The following is a 17,891-nucleotide window of genomic DNA, read 5'->3' on the forward strand; positions in this document are numbered from 1 at the left end:
GCCCGTCACCTGCACGAGGGCCCCTCCATGTCCCAGTCGAGTGAAGCCGAAGCCCCGTCTCCATCCCCCCGCCTGGAGGGCGTGGACCTGCTGCGCGGGCTCGTCATGGTCCTAATGGTGCTCGACCACACGCGCGACTTCTTCGTCGGCTCCTCGGTCGACCTCGATCGGGCGACGCCCGGGCTCTTCCTCACCCGATGGGTCACGCACTTCTGCGCGCCGACGTTCGCCCTCCTCGCCGGCGTTGGGGCGCGACTGGCCGGCGGTCGCGGGACGGCCCCCGGCCCGCTCGCCCGATCGCTGCTCACGCGCGGTCTCTGGCTGATCCTGCTGGAGGCGACCGTCGTGAAATTCGGGCTGTTCTTCCGGCCGAGCCCGAGCCTGCTGGTCGGACTCGTCCTCTGGGCCATCGGCGGGGCGTTCGTGCTGCTCTCGGCGTTCGTGGCGACGCGGACGCCGGGCTGGGTCGTCGGCCTGATCGGTGCGGCGGTGATCGCCCTTCACAATGGGTTCGACCGACTCCCGCCCGACCTCGGCGGAGCCTTGCGGCCGCTCGCGACGTTCCTCCTGCGTCCCGGGGAGTACCCGCTGCCGGGCGGGATGACCGCCTTCATCGGCTATCCGCTGCTGCCATGGTTCGCGGTCGTCGCGGTCGGCTACTGGCTTGGCGGGATCTATGGGATGGAAGCTGGCCGACGTCGGCCCCTGCTGACGTGGCTCGGCCTGGCGGCGATCGGGCTCTTCGCGGCGCTCCGAGCCTCGGGAGTCTACGGCGACCCCAGGCCCTGGCAGCCGGAGGCCGACCCGACCAGGACGATCCTGTCGTTCCTCAACTGCACGAAGTATCCGCCGTCGCTCCAGTTCCTGCTGATGACGCTCGGCCCCGCGTTCCTGGCGCTGGCCGCCTTCGATCGGGGCGCGGGGACGGCCGGCGGGCCGCTGGCGACGCTCGGCCGGGCGCCGCTGTTCTTCTACCTGCTCCAGTGGTACGTGATCCACGGGCTCGCCCTGGCCGTCGCCCTCGCCCGCGGCGAGCCGACCGGCTGGCTCTTCGTCGACGCGTTCCCCATCGAGCCGCCGCCGTCGTCCGCCTTCGGCCTCCCTTCGCTCTACCTCTGGTGGCTCCTCATCCTGGCGATCCTCTACTTCCCGAGCGCCTGGTTCGCCCGCTACAAGGATCGGAACCGAGGGTCGACCTGGCTGCGTTACTTGTGATTCATCGAGCGATTTCCCTATAAATCCTTCCCCCCTGGCGGGGGAAGGTGGCCCGTCAGGGCCGGATGAGGGGGAAGACGAGCACGGAAGCCGTCGGAGAAATCGGCGGCTGTGAACGCCGTCGCCCCCTCGTGTCGTCCACCTTGATGGTCCCCCTCATCCGGCCCTTCGGGCCACCTTCCCCCACCGAGGGGGAAGGGAAGACATGTTAATCCGTCCGCCGTTCACCAGCCCCGGGCCGATCCGGCGGCGACGCAGCGGGCGTCGTCCTCCTCGTCGGCGTCCTCGGCGAAGGCGGAGCGTTCGGTCCACTCGTCTTCGGGCGAGCTCGACTCCAGCTCGTCGCGGAGCCGCTTGCGGGCGGTGTGGAGCCGGCGCTTGATCGTGCCCAGGGGGACGGCCAGCTCCTCCGCCATCTCGATCAGCGACAGGTCGCGGATGTAGAAGGCGACGAGGGTCTCGCGGTCCAGGGCCTTCAGCCGCCCGAGGGCCTCCCAGAGCCGCGCGGCGCGCTCGCGGGCGATCAGCCCGTCGATCGGCTCGTCGGCCTGTTCGAAGGCCCCCTCCAGGACGACCGCCTCGACCGTGAATGGGGCCGATCGCCGGGTGACGTGGTTGATCGCCATCCGCACGGCGACCTGACGCAGCCAGCCGGCGAACCGCTCGGGCTCGCGGAGCTGGTCGATCCGCCGCATGACGTGGAGGAAGACCTCCTGCGTCAGCTCCATCGCCTCGCCGACGTTCCCCAGCCGGCGCAGGGCGATCGCCCGGACCGTGGGCTCGAACTGCTCGACCAGGCGGCCGAAGGCGTCGCGGTCCCCGTCCTGGGCGCTGCGGACCAGGGCCGCGACCTCGACCCAGCTCGGCGTTTCTTCCTCTCGCGTCTCCATCATGGCGGCCAAGGGATCCACCTTCCCCGATCGGGGGAGTTGCCGGTGGCTCGCGCGATCGGCCCGATGATCCCTGGGCCGACGCGATGCGACGAGTTTCCGGCGACGTCACGAACCTGAAACGCTCGCGGAGGTCCGCGGATCGCCGGCACGGGCCCCCCGATGTGGACGGGGATGGACCGTTGGCGTTCCCGCGACTCGACGCGGCGACGCAAGGATGCGCGGTGCGCGGCGCGGCCGGTTCGAGCGAGAAACCCGATTCCGAATCGCACCTACGCGGAGTCGTCGTTCGCCGGATCGATCGGCGAGCCTTCGGGGTGACGGTGGGGGACGCCGGACGGGGAACGCTCCCCTCTCCGCCGCCACACCCGCCGGTCGTCGCCGACGGCGAGCCTCTTTCCAGGACGTGCGACTCGTTAAGACCCGGCGATCGCCGCTATGGCAGCGATGCTCGCCGTCCGACGACTTGCGGCCCCAGCCGCGCCGGCCTTCTCGACCTTACCGACGCCCCGGCCTGCCGGCCGGGGCTTGGTAGCGACGGCCCGGGCTGCGGCCGAGGCCGCGGCGGATCGTCGAAGTCGGGAGGAGGCCGCGGCACACGCTCCGAGGCTCGGCGAGGGCTGGCACGGCCAACCTCGCCAGGCCCGGAGCGGTTCCGTGGTCGCGTCGTCCACCGTCGGCGTCGGATCGGACCACGCCCTGAGGCGTGGCGTCACCGGCGTCGACGGCCCGGTAATCGGCGGCGCGGGATAGGCGGCTACGAGGGGCTCGCCTACAAAGAAATGCGCCGCCATGGTCTTGCGCATGACGTCTTGATGGGCGTGACGGATGCGCAGGGCCTTGCCGTTGTCGACGCTCGCGTTGAGGACGAGCGACCGCGTCCCGAGATTCAGCCGGTTGGAAAGGGCCGACAGCGTCAGGTTGTTGCGGTTCAACATGGCAATACCCTCGCATCCGCCTTCAGGTGAGGCGGGATCACGTGGTGGGGCGTCGGCCGTCGGTTTCGCGTCGGGTCGGCGGATGAGGCCGGGTCCCGAGGGCGAGGGCGGCGAGGCCCCACGAGGAATGAGACGGCTTTCCGGCCGTCCCGCTGCATTCTTCGACGTTCGTCTCGATCGGGCGCGGGACGCCCGGCCACCCTCGAGGGGCGGGGTTCGTTCGAGATAACGCCCTAGACATCCTAACTCGGGATCGAGTTCGCGCGAAATCGAAAAAAAGGTCGATAATCGGGACGAGAGCGGCCAAGGTGGTTCTGACGCCACGTCGGGAGCAGGGTCCAGACCCGCCGTCCGGGACGGATCGGACGGGCGGAAAGGCTATCGAGATCCACCGCATGACCGCGAGCTCCTGGCGATGGACGGCCGCGATCCTCATCACCTACGCCGTCGCGCTGGCGGCCTGGTCCTGGTTCGCGACGGCGGTCGCCCCGGGGCTGATCGCCCGATCCCTGTCCGGCGAGGGAGGGCCGACCCTGGACCGGCTGGTTCCGCTCATCGCGAAGGGGCGGGCGCTCCCGGTCGTCCAGCAGGAATGGCGGGACGCCTCCTCGGCGGTCGCGGCGGCCCTGGTCGTGCATGCGGTGCTGGTGCTGGCGATCCTTAGCTGGGGCCGTCGCCGGGAGGGGGCGTCGGAGGGGGGAGTCTGGCTCCGCGGGGCGACGTCGGGATTCCTGATCCTCGCCAGCCTGGCCTTCCTGATCGCGACCATCTTCGCCGGCGCGATCCAGGACTACTTCCTGTACTTGCAGATCTGGCGGGAGGTCCTGGGCGGACGCGACCCGTGGTTCCTCGTCCTGGGAGGGATCGGGGCGTTCTCGCTCAACGCCTACGGTCCCCTCTACAACGTCCTGGCCCTGCCCGTCTTGTGGAACCCGCTGGCTCCCAAGCTGATCTTCGCCGCGGCCTACTGGTTCTTCGCGTCGTGGCTGGTGCTGGACCTCGGCGGCCGGCGGGGCTTCCCGGCGTGGGGGAGGCTGGCGCTGGCGATCTGGTTCGCGGGCCCGTTCGCCTGGGTGGAGATCGCGTACTTCGGCCATTTCGACGTGCTGGTCGCCTTGCTCGCCGTCGCGGCGGCCGAGGCGCGGCTGCGGGGGCGTTGGGGCGCGAGCTTCGGCTGGCTGTCGGCGGGAGTGCTGCTGAAGTTCTTCCCGGGGGTGCTCGCGCCGTTCCTCGCGCTGGATCGAGGCCGGGTCCGCTGGCGGTATCTGGCCGCGATCGTCGGGCTGTCGCTGGCCGGGATGGCGGCCGCCGGGGCGTACTGGGGGCCTTCCTTGCTGCGGCCGCTGACGCTGGCGGTGAACCGCGAGTCCGCCGCCCTCTCGATCTTCCGCTACCTTCGCGGGCCGCACTCGCCGATCGGGCGCGACACACTGTTCTTCGCGCCCGACCAGTACGCCACGCCCTTGCTGCTGCTCGCGCTGTACCGGGCCTGGTCGTGGACGCGGCGGATGGGCTTCGAGCCCCTGGCCTCGTGCGTCCTCGCGGTGGCGACGACGCTGCTGATGTACAAGGTCGGGTTCCCGCAGTACTACATGGTGTTGTTCCTGATCGCCCCGTACTGGTTCGTCCGGGACTTCGCGAGGTTGGCGCATCGGGGCCCGCTGGCGACGGCCTTCCTGGCCTGTTTCGCCTGGATCTCCTGGTTCGACCTGCGGCTCGCGCGCGAGGACCCGGGCCCGCTGGTCGAGTGGGTGGGGGTGCCGACGTTCGCCCTGATGATGGCGTTCGTCGTCTGGGTCGCGGTCGCCGGGCCCCGCGAGCAGTCCCCGGAGGGGCCGGCGTGAGGGTCGGTCAGCCGTACGGCGGCCCCCGGCGCTCGCTCGCCTCGTCAGGCAGGATCACGGGGGTCATGGTGATGCTCGACGCGTGCTCGGTCGCCAGCTTCTGAAACTCGTCCTGCGAGCGGACGACCGGGGCGCCGGGCTTCGGTTTGACGCGGGCGTAGGTGCCGTCGGCCCGCAGCTCGCGGGCCTTGAGGTTGTCGGCCAGGGTGATGGCGAGGATCTCGTCGACGACCCGCGACCGGAGGGCCGGCGCCTCGATCGGGAACATCAGCTCGACGCGGCGGCGGAAGTTGCGGGGCATCCAGTCGGCCGAGGAGAGGAAGACCTCGGGCTCCTCGCCGTTGGCGAAGTAGGCGATCCGCGAGTGCTCCAGGAACTTGTCGACGATGCTCCGCACCTGGATGTTGTCCGAGACCCCGGGGACCCCCGGCCGGAGGCAGCAGATGCCTCGGATGATCAGGTCGATCTTGACGCCGGCCTGCGAGGCCTCGTACAGGCTGGTGATGATCCGGGGGTCGACCAGCGAGTTCATCTTGGCGATGATCCGCGCCGGCTGGCCGGCCTGGGCGTGCTCGGCCTCGCGGCGGATCAGGGCGGTGAGGCGGTCGGCGAGGTTCATCGGCGCGACGACCAGGCGCTTCCAGGTGTTGCCCTGGGAGTAGCCGGTCAGCAGGTTGAACAGGGCGCTGGCGTCCTCGCCGATCTCGGGCCGGCAGGTGAAGTAGCTGAGGTCGGTGTAGAGCCGGGCGGTGGTGTGGTTGTAGTTGCCGGTCCCCAGGTGGACGTAGCGGCGGATGCCGTCGTGCTCGCGGCGGACGACCAGGGCCGCCTTGCAGTGGGTCTTCAGGCCGACGATCCCGTAGACGACGTGCACGCCGGCCTTCTGGAGCATCCGGGCCTTGTCGATGTTGTTCTCCTCGTCGAGCCGGGCCTGGAGCTCGACGAGGGCGGTCACCTGCTTGCCGTTCTCGGCCGCGCGGGCCAGCGCGGTGATGATCGGGTTGGAGTCGGCGGTGCGGTAGAGCGTCATCTTGATGGCCAGGACGTTGGGGTCCTCGCTGGCCTGCTCGATGAGCTGGACGACGGCGCCGAACGACTCGTAGGGGTGGTGCACCAGGAAGTCCTGGTCGCGGATCGCCCGGAAGACGCTGTGGCGGCCGGTAAAGGCGGGGGGCATCTTCGGCTCGTACGGGGCCTCGCGCAGGTCGCGGAAGCCTTCGAGCTTGTACAGCCCGCCGAGCACCGTGAGGTCGACCGGCCCGGGGACCTTGTAGACGTCGCGCTCCTCCAGCTCCAGGGCCGAGCCGGCCAGGAGCTGGGCGAGGAAGTCGGAATCGGCCCGCTCGGAGATCTCCAGCCGGACGGGGGCCCCCCACTTGCGCTGGCGGAGCGTCTCCTCGATGGTCGACAGCAGGCTGCTCTTGACCTCGTTCTCCTGGATCGACAGGTCGCTGTTGCGGGTGGCCCGGAAGGCCACGCGCTCGACCGTCCGGTAGCCGCCGAAGAGGGCGTCGAGCCGGGGGCCGATGACGTCCTCCAGCAGCACGAACCGCTTGCCCCCGCCGGGCTCGTCCGGCAGCGGCACCAGCCGGCTGATGACCGACGGCACCTGGAGCACCGCGTAGAGGAGCCGGCCGTGCTGGTTGAGCGACTCGACCCGCAGCAGCAGGTTCAGGCTCTTGTTGTGGACGTGCGGGAACGGGTGCGCCGGGTCGATCGCCAGGGGGGTGAGGACCGGGTAGACCTGGTTCGTGAAGTAGTCGTCGAGGAACGCGTTGTGGGCCTCGGTCAGCTCCGCGGGGGTGCAGATGCGGATGCCGTGGCCTTCCAGCTCGGGGCGGACCTCGTTGAGCCAGACCTCGTAGAGCCGGGCGACGAAGTCGTGGGCCCGCTTGGAGATCTCCAGGAGCTGGGCCAGCGGGCCCATGCCGTCCGGCGGCGGGTCCTGCGGCTCCAGGCTCTCGTAGAGCTGGGCCTGGAGGCCGGCGACGCGGACCTCGAAGAACTCGTCGAGGTTGGACGAGCAGATGGCCAGGAACTTGAGCCGGTCGAGCAGCGGGTTGGAGCGGTCGCGGGCCTCTTCGAGGACCCGTTCGTTGAACTCGAGCCAGCTCAGCTCGCGGTTGATGAACAGGCTGGAGTCAACGACGACCGGCGGCGCCGGCACGGTCGAGGGCCCGCTGCTGGTGAGGGAGTGCTTCGGCTTGCCCACGCTTTGACCACCGTCCAGGGGTTCGATGACGTCTGGGGAGGGGCGGCCCCGCCCTCCCCGCCCGCGCCGCGGCCGGCGGCGCGATCAGGCCGCGACGAGGCCGAGCAGGATCCTCCGGTTGCGGGCGTCCAGGTCCTCGCCGTCCTCGACCCCCTTGGGAGTCTCGAGGATCATCGGCAGGCCCCGGAACCGCGGATCGTTGAGGAGGAATCCGAACGGGTCCAGGCCGATCGTCCCGACGCCGATCCCCGCGTGGCGGTCGACCCGGCTGGCGAGCTCGCGGCGGCTGTCGTTGAGGTGCCAGACCCGGATCCGGCCCAGCCCGACCGTCCGATCGAGCTCCGCCACGGTCTCATCGTACAACTCCCGGAGGTGCAAAGGATAGCCCGCCGCGAAAATGTGGCAGGTGTCCACGCACACCCCGAGACGCCCCCCGTCGGCCGCAAGTCCCAGGATGGCTTCGAGATGCTCGAACCGATGCCCGAGGCACGTCCCCTGCCCCGCGGTGGTCTCCAGGTCGATCGTCACCGCGCAGGCGGAGGTCCGATCCAGCACGCGGTCGAGCGCCCTCGCCACCCGCGCGAGGCCCGCCTCCTCCCCCGTCCCGACGTGCGCCCCGGGGTGGACCACCAGGTCGGCGATCCCCAGCCGGGCGCAACGCTCGACTTCGACGACCATCGCGTCGATGGACTTCTCCCAGAGGGCGTCGTCGGGGCTCGCCAGGTTGATGAGGTAGGAGGCGTGCGAGACCGGGTCGACGACCCCCGTCTCGGCGATCGCGGCGCGGAAGGCGCAGGCCTGGGCGTCGGTGATCGGCGGGGCGTTCCACTGGTTGTTGTTCTTGGTGAACAGCTGAACGGTCTCGAACCCCACGGCGGCGGCCGCGCGGACGGCCCGGTCGTAGCCGCCGGCGATCGACATGTGCGCCCCCAATTTGGGAGGGGACGCGGCCTGGCGGCGGGGGTTCGCGGGCTTTCGGGGCATGCTTCGGGTCCGGGACGGGCGGAAAGCGGCGAATCCGCGACGTTCCCCGAGGAGCGTCCCTTGCGGATCGGGCCGGAACTCCACTAGAATGCAACATCCTGCCGACCTGTCCAGGGCGAGGGCGAGGGTTCTATCTATGGGATGGCTGATCGCGGCCGGCGTCCTCCCCTCCTGCGTCTTCGCCGGGTGGTTCATCCTGCGACGCCCGCTGCGACTCTTCTTCGAGGACCTGCACGTCGACCAGGCCCGCGAGGCGTTCCGCCGCCGCCGCGAGCACCTGGAGGCCGCGTTCGTCGCCAGCCTCGGCCGGTTCGACCGCGAGGAAGGCGCCCGCTGGGAGGACGCCCAGTGGCACGACGAGATCCTCTGGGCGCGCGACCGCCAGACCCGGCGGTTCCTCGCCCTGGTCTGCGTGCATTTCGAGCCCGATCTCTTCGAGCCGCCCCAGGCCCGGCGTCACGCCACGGCGGTCTTCGAGTTCTCCAAGGGGCGCTGGCGGGCCGAGGGGAAGCGGCTGGACCAGATCTTCCCCGACGAGGCCGTCGGCCGCAACCGCCGCTACGAGCCCGTCGCCGTGGTCCATCGCAACCCGCGCCAGCTCGGCTGAGGCCCCGCCCCGGGGGGACGGCTTGGCTCCGTCCCGCCGAGCGGATACCCTGGGGCCGGGCGATCCCGCCGGATCGGAAATCTCGCGGATGCGCGCGCGGACGGCCGCGATCCCTGTCATGTCATGAACCAGCCTGGAAGACGGACCTGATCCCATGCCCGACGAATCGAACGCCCCGAACGCCCCCGGAACGCCGTCGCCCCCGCCCCCGCCCTCCGGCCCCAAGTCGAAGCCCCCGGTCTCGCGCGACGCGGCCATCGACCAGGCGATGGAGGCCGCCCTGGGGAGCGTCCCGGCCCGGCCGGGCTCCGAGCCCCCGCTCAAGAAGCTGTGGGACGACGAGCTGGAGGCCGAGCTCGAAGCGGCCTTGAGCGGCTTCGACCCCCACACGTTCGACGTCGCCCCCGCTCGCCGCAAGCGCGAGGAGCGGCTCCCCGCCGACGGCAAGGGCCGCGGCCAGGAGGCCCAGCAGGGCCTGCGGAAGGGCCGGGTGATCGGCGTCCGGGGCCGGAGCCTGTTCATCGACCTCGGCGGCAAGAGCGAGGGCGTCGTCCCGCTCGACCAGTTCGAGGGCGAGGTCCCCGCCGCCGGCGCCGAGATCGAGGTCCAGTTCGACCACTTCGACCGCTCCGAGGGGATCATCCACCTCCGCCTCAAGGGCTCGGCGATCGAGGCCGACTGGAGCAACCTCCGCGAAGGCGTCATCGTCGAGGCCAAGATCACCAAGGCCGTCAAGGGGGGCGTCGAGGTCGACGTCGACGGCATCCGCGGCTTCATGCCCATCAGCCAGATCGACCTCAACCGCGTCGAGGACGCCGGCGACTACATCAACCAGAAGGTCAAGGCGATCGTCACCGAGGCCAACCAGCGCGAGAAGAACCTCGTCGTCTCCCGCCGCGACCTGCTGGAGCGCGAGCGCGCCGAGCTTCGCGAGAAGACCTGGGAGACTCTCGAAGAGGGCCAGGTCCGCGACGGCGTCGTCCGCTCGGTCAAGCCCTTCGGCGCGTTCGTCGACGTCGGCGGGGTCGACGGCCTCCTCCCCATCGGCGAGATGAGCTGGGTCCGCGTCAACCAGGTCGAGGACCTCATCCGCGCCGGCGACAAGGTGCAGGTCAAGATCCTCCGGATCGACCGCGAGGCCAAGAAGCTCACCTTCGGCCTCAAGCAGCTCCAGAAGAACCCCTGGGACGACGCCGAGGACAACTACGCCCGCGGCGCCACCGTCCCCGGCAAGGTCACCAAGATCATGGAGTTCGGCGCGTTCGTCGAGCTGGAGCCGGGCGTCGAGGGCCTGATCCACGTCTCGGAACTCGCCCCCACCCGGGTCCGCCGGATCGCCGACATCGTCCAGCCCGGCCAGGAGGTCGAGGTCCGGATCCTCAAGGTCGAGGCCGACGCCCGCCGCATCAGCCTCTCGCTGCTCCCGTCGGGCAAGGACCAGCCGGCCGCCGAGGACGAAGCCGAGGGCGAGGACGACGTCCCGGCCGCTCCGAAGCCCGAACGCAAGGTCCCGCTCAAGGGGGGCCTGGGCGACCGCGAGCCGATCCCGAAGCTCGGCTCGTGACTTCCATACCATAGGGCGGGCGTCGCCGGGGGCCTCCCTTGCAATCGAGGCCCCGTGACGTACCATTTCCACCAAAAGGGTCGCGCGAGACCCTCCGCTTCGAACGCAGTGCCAGCGAGGTGTACGATGCAGATCCAGGTCACCACCGACAACCATATCCACGGCGGCGAACGCCTCATCGAAGGGATCACCCAGGCCCTGGAGGGCACGCTGGAGCGATTCAACGGCCAGATCACCCGGGTGGAAGTCCACCTGGCCGACGTCAACGGCCCCAAGGGCGCCGACAACGACAAGCGTTGCCTGATGGAAGCCCGCCTCGCTGGCCACCAGCCGATCGTCGCCAGCCACCAGGCCGCCACCGTCGACGAGTCGGTCGACGGCGCGTCCGAGAAGCTCTTCCGGGCTATCGAGTCGACCTTCGATCGCCTGCACTCCCACAAGGGCCCGCAGACCTCCGCCGGCGGCGATCAGGTCATCTGACCGACCCGCCACCGAGGGACTCATGAACGGCCGGGACGCCGGGCGCCGACGCCCGGGGCGTCCCGGCCGTCTCCCTTCCGCCCGCCTCCCGACGACGCGAGGCCCCGCGATGCTCCACGACGACGAGACCGAACGGCGGCTCGCCGAATTCTACGGGCCGCCCGACGAACGCGACCGCAAACAAACCGACTTCATCGCCGACCTCGTGGAGCGGTTCTCCAATCAGGGAGTCCGCAGCCTGCTCGCCGCCCTCGGCCAGGTCGACGGCCTCCTCTGCACGGACATGCTCCGGCGGATCGACCTCGCCGCGACCCCGCTGGCCGAGATCCTCAGGCCGTTCGAGCCCTGCGGCCTCCGCCTGGATGTGGATCCGCGCGAGGACGGCGACTTCGACGTGGAATTCGGCGGCTGCTGGCTCGACGTCGGCGACGGCCTCCGCACGGTCGCCCGACGCTCCGGCGACGGATTCGTCCTCGTCGACGGCGAGGCCGCGCAGTTCTGGATCGCCTGAACCATGCCGTCCGCAGCGATCAACCAGGCCCTCTGGTACCGCCGTTTCGGCCCGCCGGCCGAGGCTCTCGCTTTAGAGGCCTCGGATATCCCGCCCCTCGATCCGGGCCGCGTCCGCGTCCAGATGACCGCCGCGCCAATCAACCCGTCCGACCTAATCCCGATCACCGGGGCCTACCGGCATCGCGTCGTCCCGCCCCGGGTCGCCGGCCACGAGGGCTGCGGCGTGGTCGTCGAGTCGGCCGATCCGAGGCTCCTCGGCCGCCGCGTCCTGCCCCTGCGCGGCGAGGGGACCTGGCAGTCCTTCGTCCAGGCCGATCCCGAATGGACCATCCCGGTGCCGGACGAGATCCCCGACGACCTCGCCGCGCGGGCCTATATCAACCCGCTCGCCGCCCTGCTGATGCTGGAGGCGTGGCCCCCGGCCGGTCGTCGCGTGCTGCTGACCGCCGCCGGCTCGACGTGCGCCCGGCTGCTGGGCGCGTGGGCCCTGGAGTCGGGTGCCCGCGAGGTCCTCGCCGTCCATCGCTCCCCCGCCCACGCCGAGTCCCTGGCCGCGCTCGGCCTGACGCCGATCCGCGAGGACGACCCGAAGCTGGCCGCCGCCGCCTCGATCGCCGACCTCGCCTTCGACGCCGTGGGGGGCCGCCTCGCCGCCCGCCTCCTCGCCGAGATGCCCCGCCGCGGCGACCTCGTCTCCTACGGCCTCCTCTCCGGCGAGCCCTTCCTCCCGACCCCCGCCGGCCCGACCGTCCACCGCTTCCACCTCCGCGACCGCCTCGAAGGCGTCTCGGCCGACGCCTGGCGCGGCTGGTTCGAAAGCCTCTGGCCCCGCCTCCGAACCGCGACGATCCCCAGCGTCCGCCCCTTCCCGATCGAATACTGGCGCGAGGCCCTCGCGTCGTTCGACGAATCCGGCCGCTCGTCCAAGCCCATCTTCCGATTCGCCGAGGTTGATCCCGGGCCGACGCCCCCTTAGATTCACAGGACGCGATCGAGCGGCGCGCCAATCGTCGGTCCTCGGTCCGGTCCCGCGGGGAGGACGCATGGCCTATTCCATCGAGATCGCCCGGATCCTGACCGATCAGCTCGCGAAGATCGTCACCCTGAACCGGCATCAACTGGTCGGACACGCCGCGAACCTCGATTTCTGGACGGGGGAAGTGCGGCACGTCCTCGGCGTGATCGACGGCTACGGCCCGCGGTTCGAGCGGATGAAGGCGGCGCACGATGGATACGTCGCCGATCACGGCACGCTGGAGTTCCGCCTCGACGAACCCGGCCTCACGGGCAAGCCCGCCGGGCCGAGGCGCGTCCCGAGTCGGGAGCTGGCCGAGGCGAGGGGTCGACTCCGCGACGCCTTCTATCGGGCCCTGGTCCGCTTCCACGCCGAGGGCTTCATCGACGAGGGGCCGTTGCGGCGGACCTGCGACGCTCTCGGCATGGGAGTGGAATCGAGCGACCTTCGCAGGCGAGGCTGAAACACGCAAGATTTATTGATTATGTAAACATGATCGCATTTTCACCCAAATCCAGGCTGCACACCTCGGGTCCGTCGTCGGGCGCGAGGCTCCGGAGACGAGGACCATCGTGCGAGATCACAGCTTCCTGCCGGTGATTCTGGGACTCGCCCTGGGACTGGTCTCGACGAGAGCGTCGGCCGACGAACTCCGCCCCGTCCCGCTCAAGGCGAAGGTCGAGAACGTCCAGCCGATGACCGGCATCGTCCTCTGGTCGACCAACGCGGCCGTCCGCACCGCGCCGATCCAGCTCGAATTCCGCTACTTCTCCTACCGCGAGGTCGTCGACGCGAAGGGGGAGTACGACTGGTCGCCCGTCGAGAAGTTCCTGGACGAGGTCGCCGGCCGTAAGCACCAGGCCGTGCTCCGCTGGCACGACACGTACGTCGGCCAGCCCTCGGGGGTGCCCGATTCCATCCGGTCGCTTCCGGACTACAAGGAGGTCGTGGCCCCGAGCGAGAAGAAGCCAACCGGGTTCCCCGACTACTCGCATCCGGAGCTGCGGCGGTTCGTCCTGGACTTCTTCGACCGCTTCGCCGCGAAGTACGACCGCGACCCACGCCTGGCGTTCCTGGAAGTCGGCTTCGGCCTCTGGTCCGAGTACCACATCTACGACGGGCCGATGGAGCTGGGGAAGACGTTCCCCTCCCTCGAATACCAGCGCGAGTTCGCCGAGCGGATGGCCGCGCGGTTCCACGAGACGCCCTGGATGATCTCGGTCGACGCGGCCTCCGACTGGGCCCCATTCGCGGACGACCCGAAGCTCCTGGCCCTCCCCTTCGGCCTGTTCGACGACTCGTTCAACCACGCCGACCACGCCAAGGTCAACGAGCCCAACTGGGACGCCCTCGGCCGCGACCGCTGGAAGGTCGCCCCGACCGGCGGCGAATTCAGCTTCTACGAGCCGAAGGACCAGAAGCTCGCCCTGGCCCCCCAAGGGCCGCACGGCGTCCCCTTCGAGCGTCACGCCGCGAAGTTCCACATCACCTTCATGATCGGCGACGCCCAGCCCCGCCACCAGAAGCCCGACCGCATCCGCGAGGCCGGGCAGGCCTGCGGCTACCGCTTCCGTGTCACGCGGTTCGACGCCTCGGAGAGTCGCTCCGAGGTCGCGATCGAGAACGTCGGCATCGCGCCGATCTACCACGACGCGTTCCCCGCCGTGAACGGGGTGCGGTCGAAGGAGTCGCTCAAGGGCCTGCTGCCGGTCGAGTCGCGGACGTTCCCGATCGCGGCCGGCGGCCCGGCTCCGACGCTGACCATCGAGTCCGACCGGCTGGTCCCCGGGCAGCGCATCGAGTTCGACGCCGATCTGCCATGAGGGACTGACGCAGAAGGCGTCGTCCGACTCGACGACGGTCTTCCCCCCTCGCGGGGGAAGACAGACCGCGCAGCGGTCAGATGAGGGGGTGACGCGCGCGGGGCGATTGGCCTTTCACCGCCCCGTCCGCATGGCCGTCGGTCTCGGGAAGACTTGACGGACCTCCGACGGCCTTGTCGCTCGTCCCCCCCTCATCCGGCCCTTCGGGCCAGCTTCCCCTGCCAGGGGGGAAGGACCTTCGCCGCCGACGGCCTGTGGTTCTTGAAAGGGCACTGCCAGGGAGAAGGCTCCCGGAGGCCCGCCACCCCCGTCAGAACAGCGCCGTGGTCTCCGGCGCGCCGAGCATCAGGTTGAGGTTCTGGACGGCGACGCCGGCGGCGCCCTTGATGAGGTTGTCCAGGCAGGCGAGGACGACGATCCGGCCCCGGACGACGCGGACGGTGATGTCGCAGAAGTTGGTGTAGGCCGAGTCCTTGGTCGCCGGCAGGTGGTTGATCGCGCGGACGAACGGGCTGTCGGCGTAGAACGACCGGTAGAGTTCCAGCAGGTCGTGCTCGACGGGAGTGCCGACCGGCCTCGCGTAGATCGTGGCGAAGATGCCGCGGTCCATCGGCACGAGGTGGGGCGTGAAGATGACCTCGACGGGTTCGCCGCCGCCGCCGGCCGTGGTGAGGATCTGGTCGATCTCGGGCGTGTGGCGGTGCCGGCCGACGTTGTAGGCCGAGAGGCTCTCGTTGCACTCGGGGAAGTGCGTCCCGAGCTTGGGGGACCGCCCCGCGCCCGAGACCCCGCTCTTGGCGTCGATGATCACCCCCGTGCGCTCGATCAGCCCCTCGGCGATCAGGGGGGCGAGGCCCAGGATGCTCGCCGAGGTGTAGCAGCCGGGGTTGGCGATCAGGGAGGCCGCCGGGATCTGTTCGCGAAACAGCTCCGGCAATCCGTAGACGGCGGCTTGCAGGCCCTCGGGATCGGTGTGGGCGTGGCCGTACCAATCCTCGTAGACCTGCGCGTCGCTCAGCCGATAGTCCGCGCTGAGGTCGACGACCTTCACGCCACGATCGCGGAGCGACGGCGTGACCGCCATGCTGGCCGTGTGCGGCAGGGCCAGGAAGGCGTACTGCGCGCGTTCGGCCACGCGGTCGGCGTCGAACGGCTCGCAGGCCAGGTCGATCCGCCTCGCCAGGCTAGGGTGGATCGCGTCGAGCCGGGGCGATTCGTCCTGGCGCGAGGTCGCCACGGTCACCCGCACGTCGGGGTGCTTCAACAGGATCTGGATCAGCTCGCGGGCCGCGTATCCCGAGGCCCCCACCACCGCCACGCCGACTGGTTCCGCCACGACTCGATCCCCTTCCGCTGCTTCGCTTCCCTTCGCTTCAACCCATCGCGGTCAAGGCCCTTCGACGCTCCCGCCGCGACGCTTCCAGTATCGCCGCGCACCAGGCCGCCCAGCAAGCTGCCGAGAACCAGAGCCCCTGCCGCACGACGGCCGCGTCGTACGTCAGCCGCAACACCGCCCCCTTCGCCGGCCGCGAATCGACCGCGACCCGCATCCAGGCCCCGCCCCCCTTCCCGACCCGGAACGCCGGCCGGATGTTCGCGGGCGTCTCCGCCCCCCCCTCCTCGACGACCGTCGCCCGCCACTGCGGGTCGAACAGGACGGAGACGAGCACGATGCCGGGGTGGACCGTTTCATCCAGCGGGATCTCCCAGCCGATCGGCGACCGTGCGACCGCGTGCAGCGGCCGGGCGGCGGCGAGGAGGTCGAGCACCGGTCGGGGGTCGCCGTTCGACTCCTCCGGCACGTCCCCGGCCGCCAGCCAAGCGCGCGGGGCGTCGCCGGGCGGCCGGACGATCCGGAACGCGTCGGCCGCCGGACGTCGATCCGGGTTCCAGTCCGGCCCGAGCAGCCACCGCGCGAGGTTCGGGTCGGCGATCGTCTCGACCTCGCCCGGCGGCCGGGAGCCGGCTTCGAGCGGGTCGAGCACGCGCAGGCCGGCGCCGGTCGCGCGCATCGCCCTCAACGCCGTCTCCCCGCCGGGGCCGTCCAGGGGCGTTCGCGCCAGCGCGCCGAGCGCCGTCAGGGCCGGGAGGTCGAGCGTGCGGTACGCCTGCACCGGGGCCAGCCCGGCGGCCATCGCCAGGTTGCGCAGCGGGTCGATCGTGCGCGTCCCGCGCGGCTCCTGCGCCAGCCTGGCCAGCACCGGGCTCTGCTCGGCCAGCGGCCGGAGCGGGCCGACGTCGACCAGCCGGTGACGCCCCAGGAGCATCAGGTCGGCCCCGGTCAGAGCGACGAGCGCCGCAGGGACGATCGGCCGCAGGCGAGGGATCGTCGCCAGCCCCGCAAGCAAGGCCACGGCGGACAGGATCGCCAGCGCCTCGCCCAGTTCGACGGCGTAGATCGCGAACCGATTCGCTTCGAAGGAGCCGAGGCCGGCGACCGGCCGCCGCGCCAGGTTCACGACGCTCCGGAAGTCCGGGTCCCCCTGCCACGGCCGGGCCCGGAACGCGGCCTCGAAAAGTTCGGCCGCGCCCCGGCTCCCCGAGGGGGACGTCGACCAGAGGGCCAGTTCGAGCAGCCCCACGACCGCCGCGATCCAGAGCAGGGCGGCCGCCGCGAGGATCAGGAGCCCCCGCGCCGGCCGCTCCCAGGCTCGCCAACGGTCGACGCCCAGGCCCGCCAGGAGCGCCAGCGCCAGGGTCATCGGCAGTCCCCAACGCGCGGGGGCCCGGAAGAAGGAGAAGCCCGGCAGCTCGATCAGCGCCCGGAAGCCCGGGACGTACGGCCCCAGGCTGAGGATCAGCGAAACAGCCCCCAGCACCGACAGGCAACGCACCGCCGGGTCGCGTCGGCCTTCGCGGAAGATCGCCAGCAAGGCCAGGAACAGCGGGACGGTCCCGACGTAAGCCAGGTATTCCTCGGGCGAGGTATGGAACGGATCCCACACCAGCGGCCGCCAGAGCGGCGATCGGTGGAACAGGTTCGGCGCGACCAGGCTGACGAGGTGGAGCGGCGTCGCGGCGAACCCCGACAGGTACTCGAAGTCGCGGCGATCGGCGGCCATCCCGGCCAGCCTCGCCGTGGGCCAGACCTGAATCGCCGCCAGCGGCAGCACCACCGCCAGCCCCAGCACGAGAAGGCCCGGCCGACGGAAACCCGCGACCGAACGCCTGCGAACCAGGGCCTCCAGAGCCATCCAGCCGGCCAGGACCGCGATGGTCCCCTGCGTCATGAAGGCGATCTGGAAATGGCCCGGGAGCACCTGGATCGCCAGGACCAGCGTCAGCAGGAACAGCCGCCTGGCCGTCCCGGGACCTTCGTGGTTCGCGAGCGACCATGCGAGGCCCCAGGCCCAGGGGAGCCAGGCCCCCGTCGTGTAACCCCAGGGGTGGGGCATGTGGATCACGAAAAAACCGGAAGCGGCGTACGCAAATCCCGCGAGCGCCGCCCCCATGCGCCCCGCGCCGAACGTCCGGGAGCACCAGTAAGCCCCCAACCCGGCCCACGTCGTATGCAGCACGAGGCTCGCGACGTAGGCCCGCTCGACGCTCAACAGCCCATAAAGGAGGAGATGGGGGGGATAGAACGCGCCCATCTGGCTCTCGCCCACGCCGGGAAAGCCGTATCCCCAGAGATCGTTCCAGACGGGGAGGCGACGGGCGGCGATCGATTCGGCCAGGAAGCTCATCAAACCCAGGAAGAACTGGGTGACGTCGCCCCCGATGGGCATCGCGGTTCCCAAACTGAACGGCAGGAGCCAGACGAGAAGCGCCAGGACCACGCCAAGGGCCGCGAGACCCCCGACCAG

General features: G+C 70.8%; 14 protein-coding genes. 9 read left to right on the top strand and 5 right to left on the bottom strand.

All coding sequences use genetic code 11. The features are described 5' to 3' along the window. Positions 1–27 precede the first annotated feature (27 nt). Entirely contained in the window at positions 28–1,215 is a 1,188-nt protein-coding gene (locus G6O68_RS16435) for a DUF1624 domain-containing protein (protein ID WP_165249716.1), read from the top strand. 224 nt (positions 1,216–1,439) lie between these two features. On the opposite strand, the gene G6O68_RS16440 is transcribed toward G6O68_RS16435, so the two are convergent. Beyond that, entirely contained in the window at positions 1,440–2,108 is a 669-nt protein-coding gene (locus tag G6O68_RS16440) for an RNA polymerase sigma factor (RefSeq protein WP_165249717.1), read from the bottom strand. 1,330 nt (positions 2,109–3,438) lie between these two features. Here G6O68_RS16440 and G6O68_RS16445 point away from each other — a divergent pair. Beyond that, a complete protein-coding gene (locus G6O68_RS16445) occupies positions 3,439–4,887 on the top strand; it encodes a hypothetical protein (RefSeq protein WP_165249718.1) in 1,449 nt (482 codons plus the stop codon). A 7-nt stretch (positions 4,888–4,894) separates the two neighbouring features. Here the strand turns inward: G6O68_RS16445 and ppk1 are convergent, their stop codons facing one another. Then, positions 4,895–7,099, bottom strand: a complete 2,205-nt coding sequence (ppk1, locus tag G6O68_RS16450; RefSeq protein WP_240911324.1) for a polyphosphate kinase 1 — start codon at positions 7,097–7,099, stop codon at positions 4,895–4,897. Positions 7,100–7,183: 84 nt separating this feature from the next. After that, a complete protein-coding gene (locus G6O68_RS16455) occupies positions 7,184–8,083 on the bottom strand; it encodes a deoxyribonuclease IV (protein ID WP_240911325.1) in 900 nt (299 codons plus the stop codon). 136 nt (positions 8,084–8,219) lie between these two features. Between G6O68_RS16455 and G6O68_RS16460 the strand changes: the two genes are divergently transcribed. From G6O68_RS16460 to G6O68_RS16490, 7 genes are all read left to right on the top strand, one after another. Then, positions 8,220–8,690: a hypothetical protein gene (locus G6O68_RS16460; protein WP_165249719.1), complete on the top strand. Its 471-nt coding sequence runs from the start codon at positions 8,220–8,222 to the stop codon at positions 8,688–8,690. Between the two features lie 154 nt (positions 8,691–8,844). Beyond that, complete coding sequence (locus G6O68_RS16465) at positions 8,845–10,254, top strand: 30S ribosomal protein S1 (protein ID WP_165249720.1); 1,410 nt, start codon at positions 8,845–8,847, stop codon at positions 10,252–10,254. 126 nt (positions 10,255–10,380) lie between these two features. Next, positions 10,381–10,734 (top strand): HPF/RaiA family ribosome-associated protein, encoded by a 354-nt coding sequence (locus G6O68_RS16470; RefSeq protein ID WP_165249721.1) that lies wholly within the window; start codon positions 10,381–10,383, stop codon positions 10,732–10,734. A gap of 109 nt (positions 10,735–10,843) precedes the next feature. Continuing rightward, positions 10,844–11,245 (top strand): hypothetical protein, encoded by a 402-nt coding sequence (locus G6O68_RS16475; protein WP_165249722.1) that lies wholly within the window; start codon positions 10,844–10,846, stop codon positions 11,243–11,245. A gap of 3 nt (positions 11,246–11,248) precedes the next feature. Then, positions 11,249–12,223 carry a zinc-dependent alcohol dehydrogenase family protein gene (locus G6O68_RS16480; protein ID WP_165249723.1) on the top strand — a complete coding sequence of 325 codons (975 nt, stop codon included), beginning with the start codon at positions 11,249–11,251 and terminating at the stop codon, positions 12,221–12,223. Between the two features lie 67 nt (positions 12,224–12,290). Beyond that, positions 12,291–12,725: a hypothetical protein gene (locus tag G6O68_RS16485; RefSeq protein ID WP_165249724.1), complete on the top strand. Its 435-nt coding sequence runs from the start codon at positions 12,291–12,293 to the stop codon at positions 12,723–12,725. 109 nt (positions 12,726–12,834) lie between these two features. Beyond that, on the top strand, positions 12,835–14,085 hold the full coding sequence (locus tag G6O68_RS16490; protein ID WP_240911327.1) for a DUF4832 domain-containing protein: 1,251 nt from the start codon (positions 12,835–12,837) through the stop codon (positions 14,083–14,085). 310 nt (positions 14,086–14,395) lie between these two features. Here G6O68_RS16490 and argC read toward each other — a convergent pair whose 3' ends face one another. After that, positions 14,396–15,421 carry an N-acetyl-gamma-glutamyl-phosphate reductase gene (argC, locus tag G6O68_RS16495; protein WP_165249725.1) on the bottom strand — a complete coding sequence of 342 codons (1,026 nt, stop codon included), beginning with the start codon at positions 15,419–15,421 and terminating at the stop codon, positions 14,396–14,398. Positions 15,422–15,458: 37 nt separating this feature from the next. Beyond that, entirely contained in the window at positions 15,459–17,813 is a 2,355-nt protein-coding gene (locus tag G6O68_RS16500) for a hypothetical protein (protein ID WP_165249726.1), read from the bottom strand. Positions 17,814–17,891 lie beyond the last annotated feature (78 nt).

It is taken from the genome of Paludisphaera soli (assembly GCF_011064595.1).
In the GTDB taxonomy this organism is placed as follows: Bacteria; Planctomycetota; Planctomycetia; order Isosphaerales; family Isosphaeraceae; genus Paludisphaera; species Paludisphaera soli.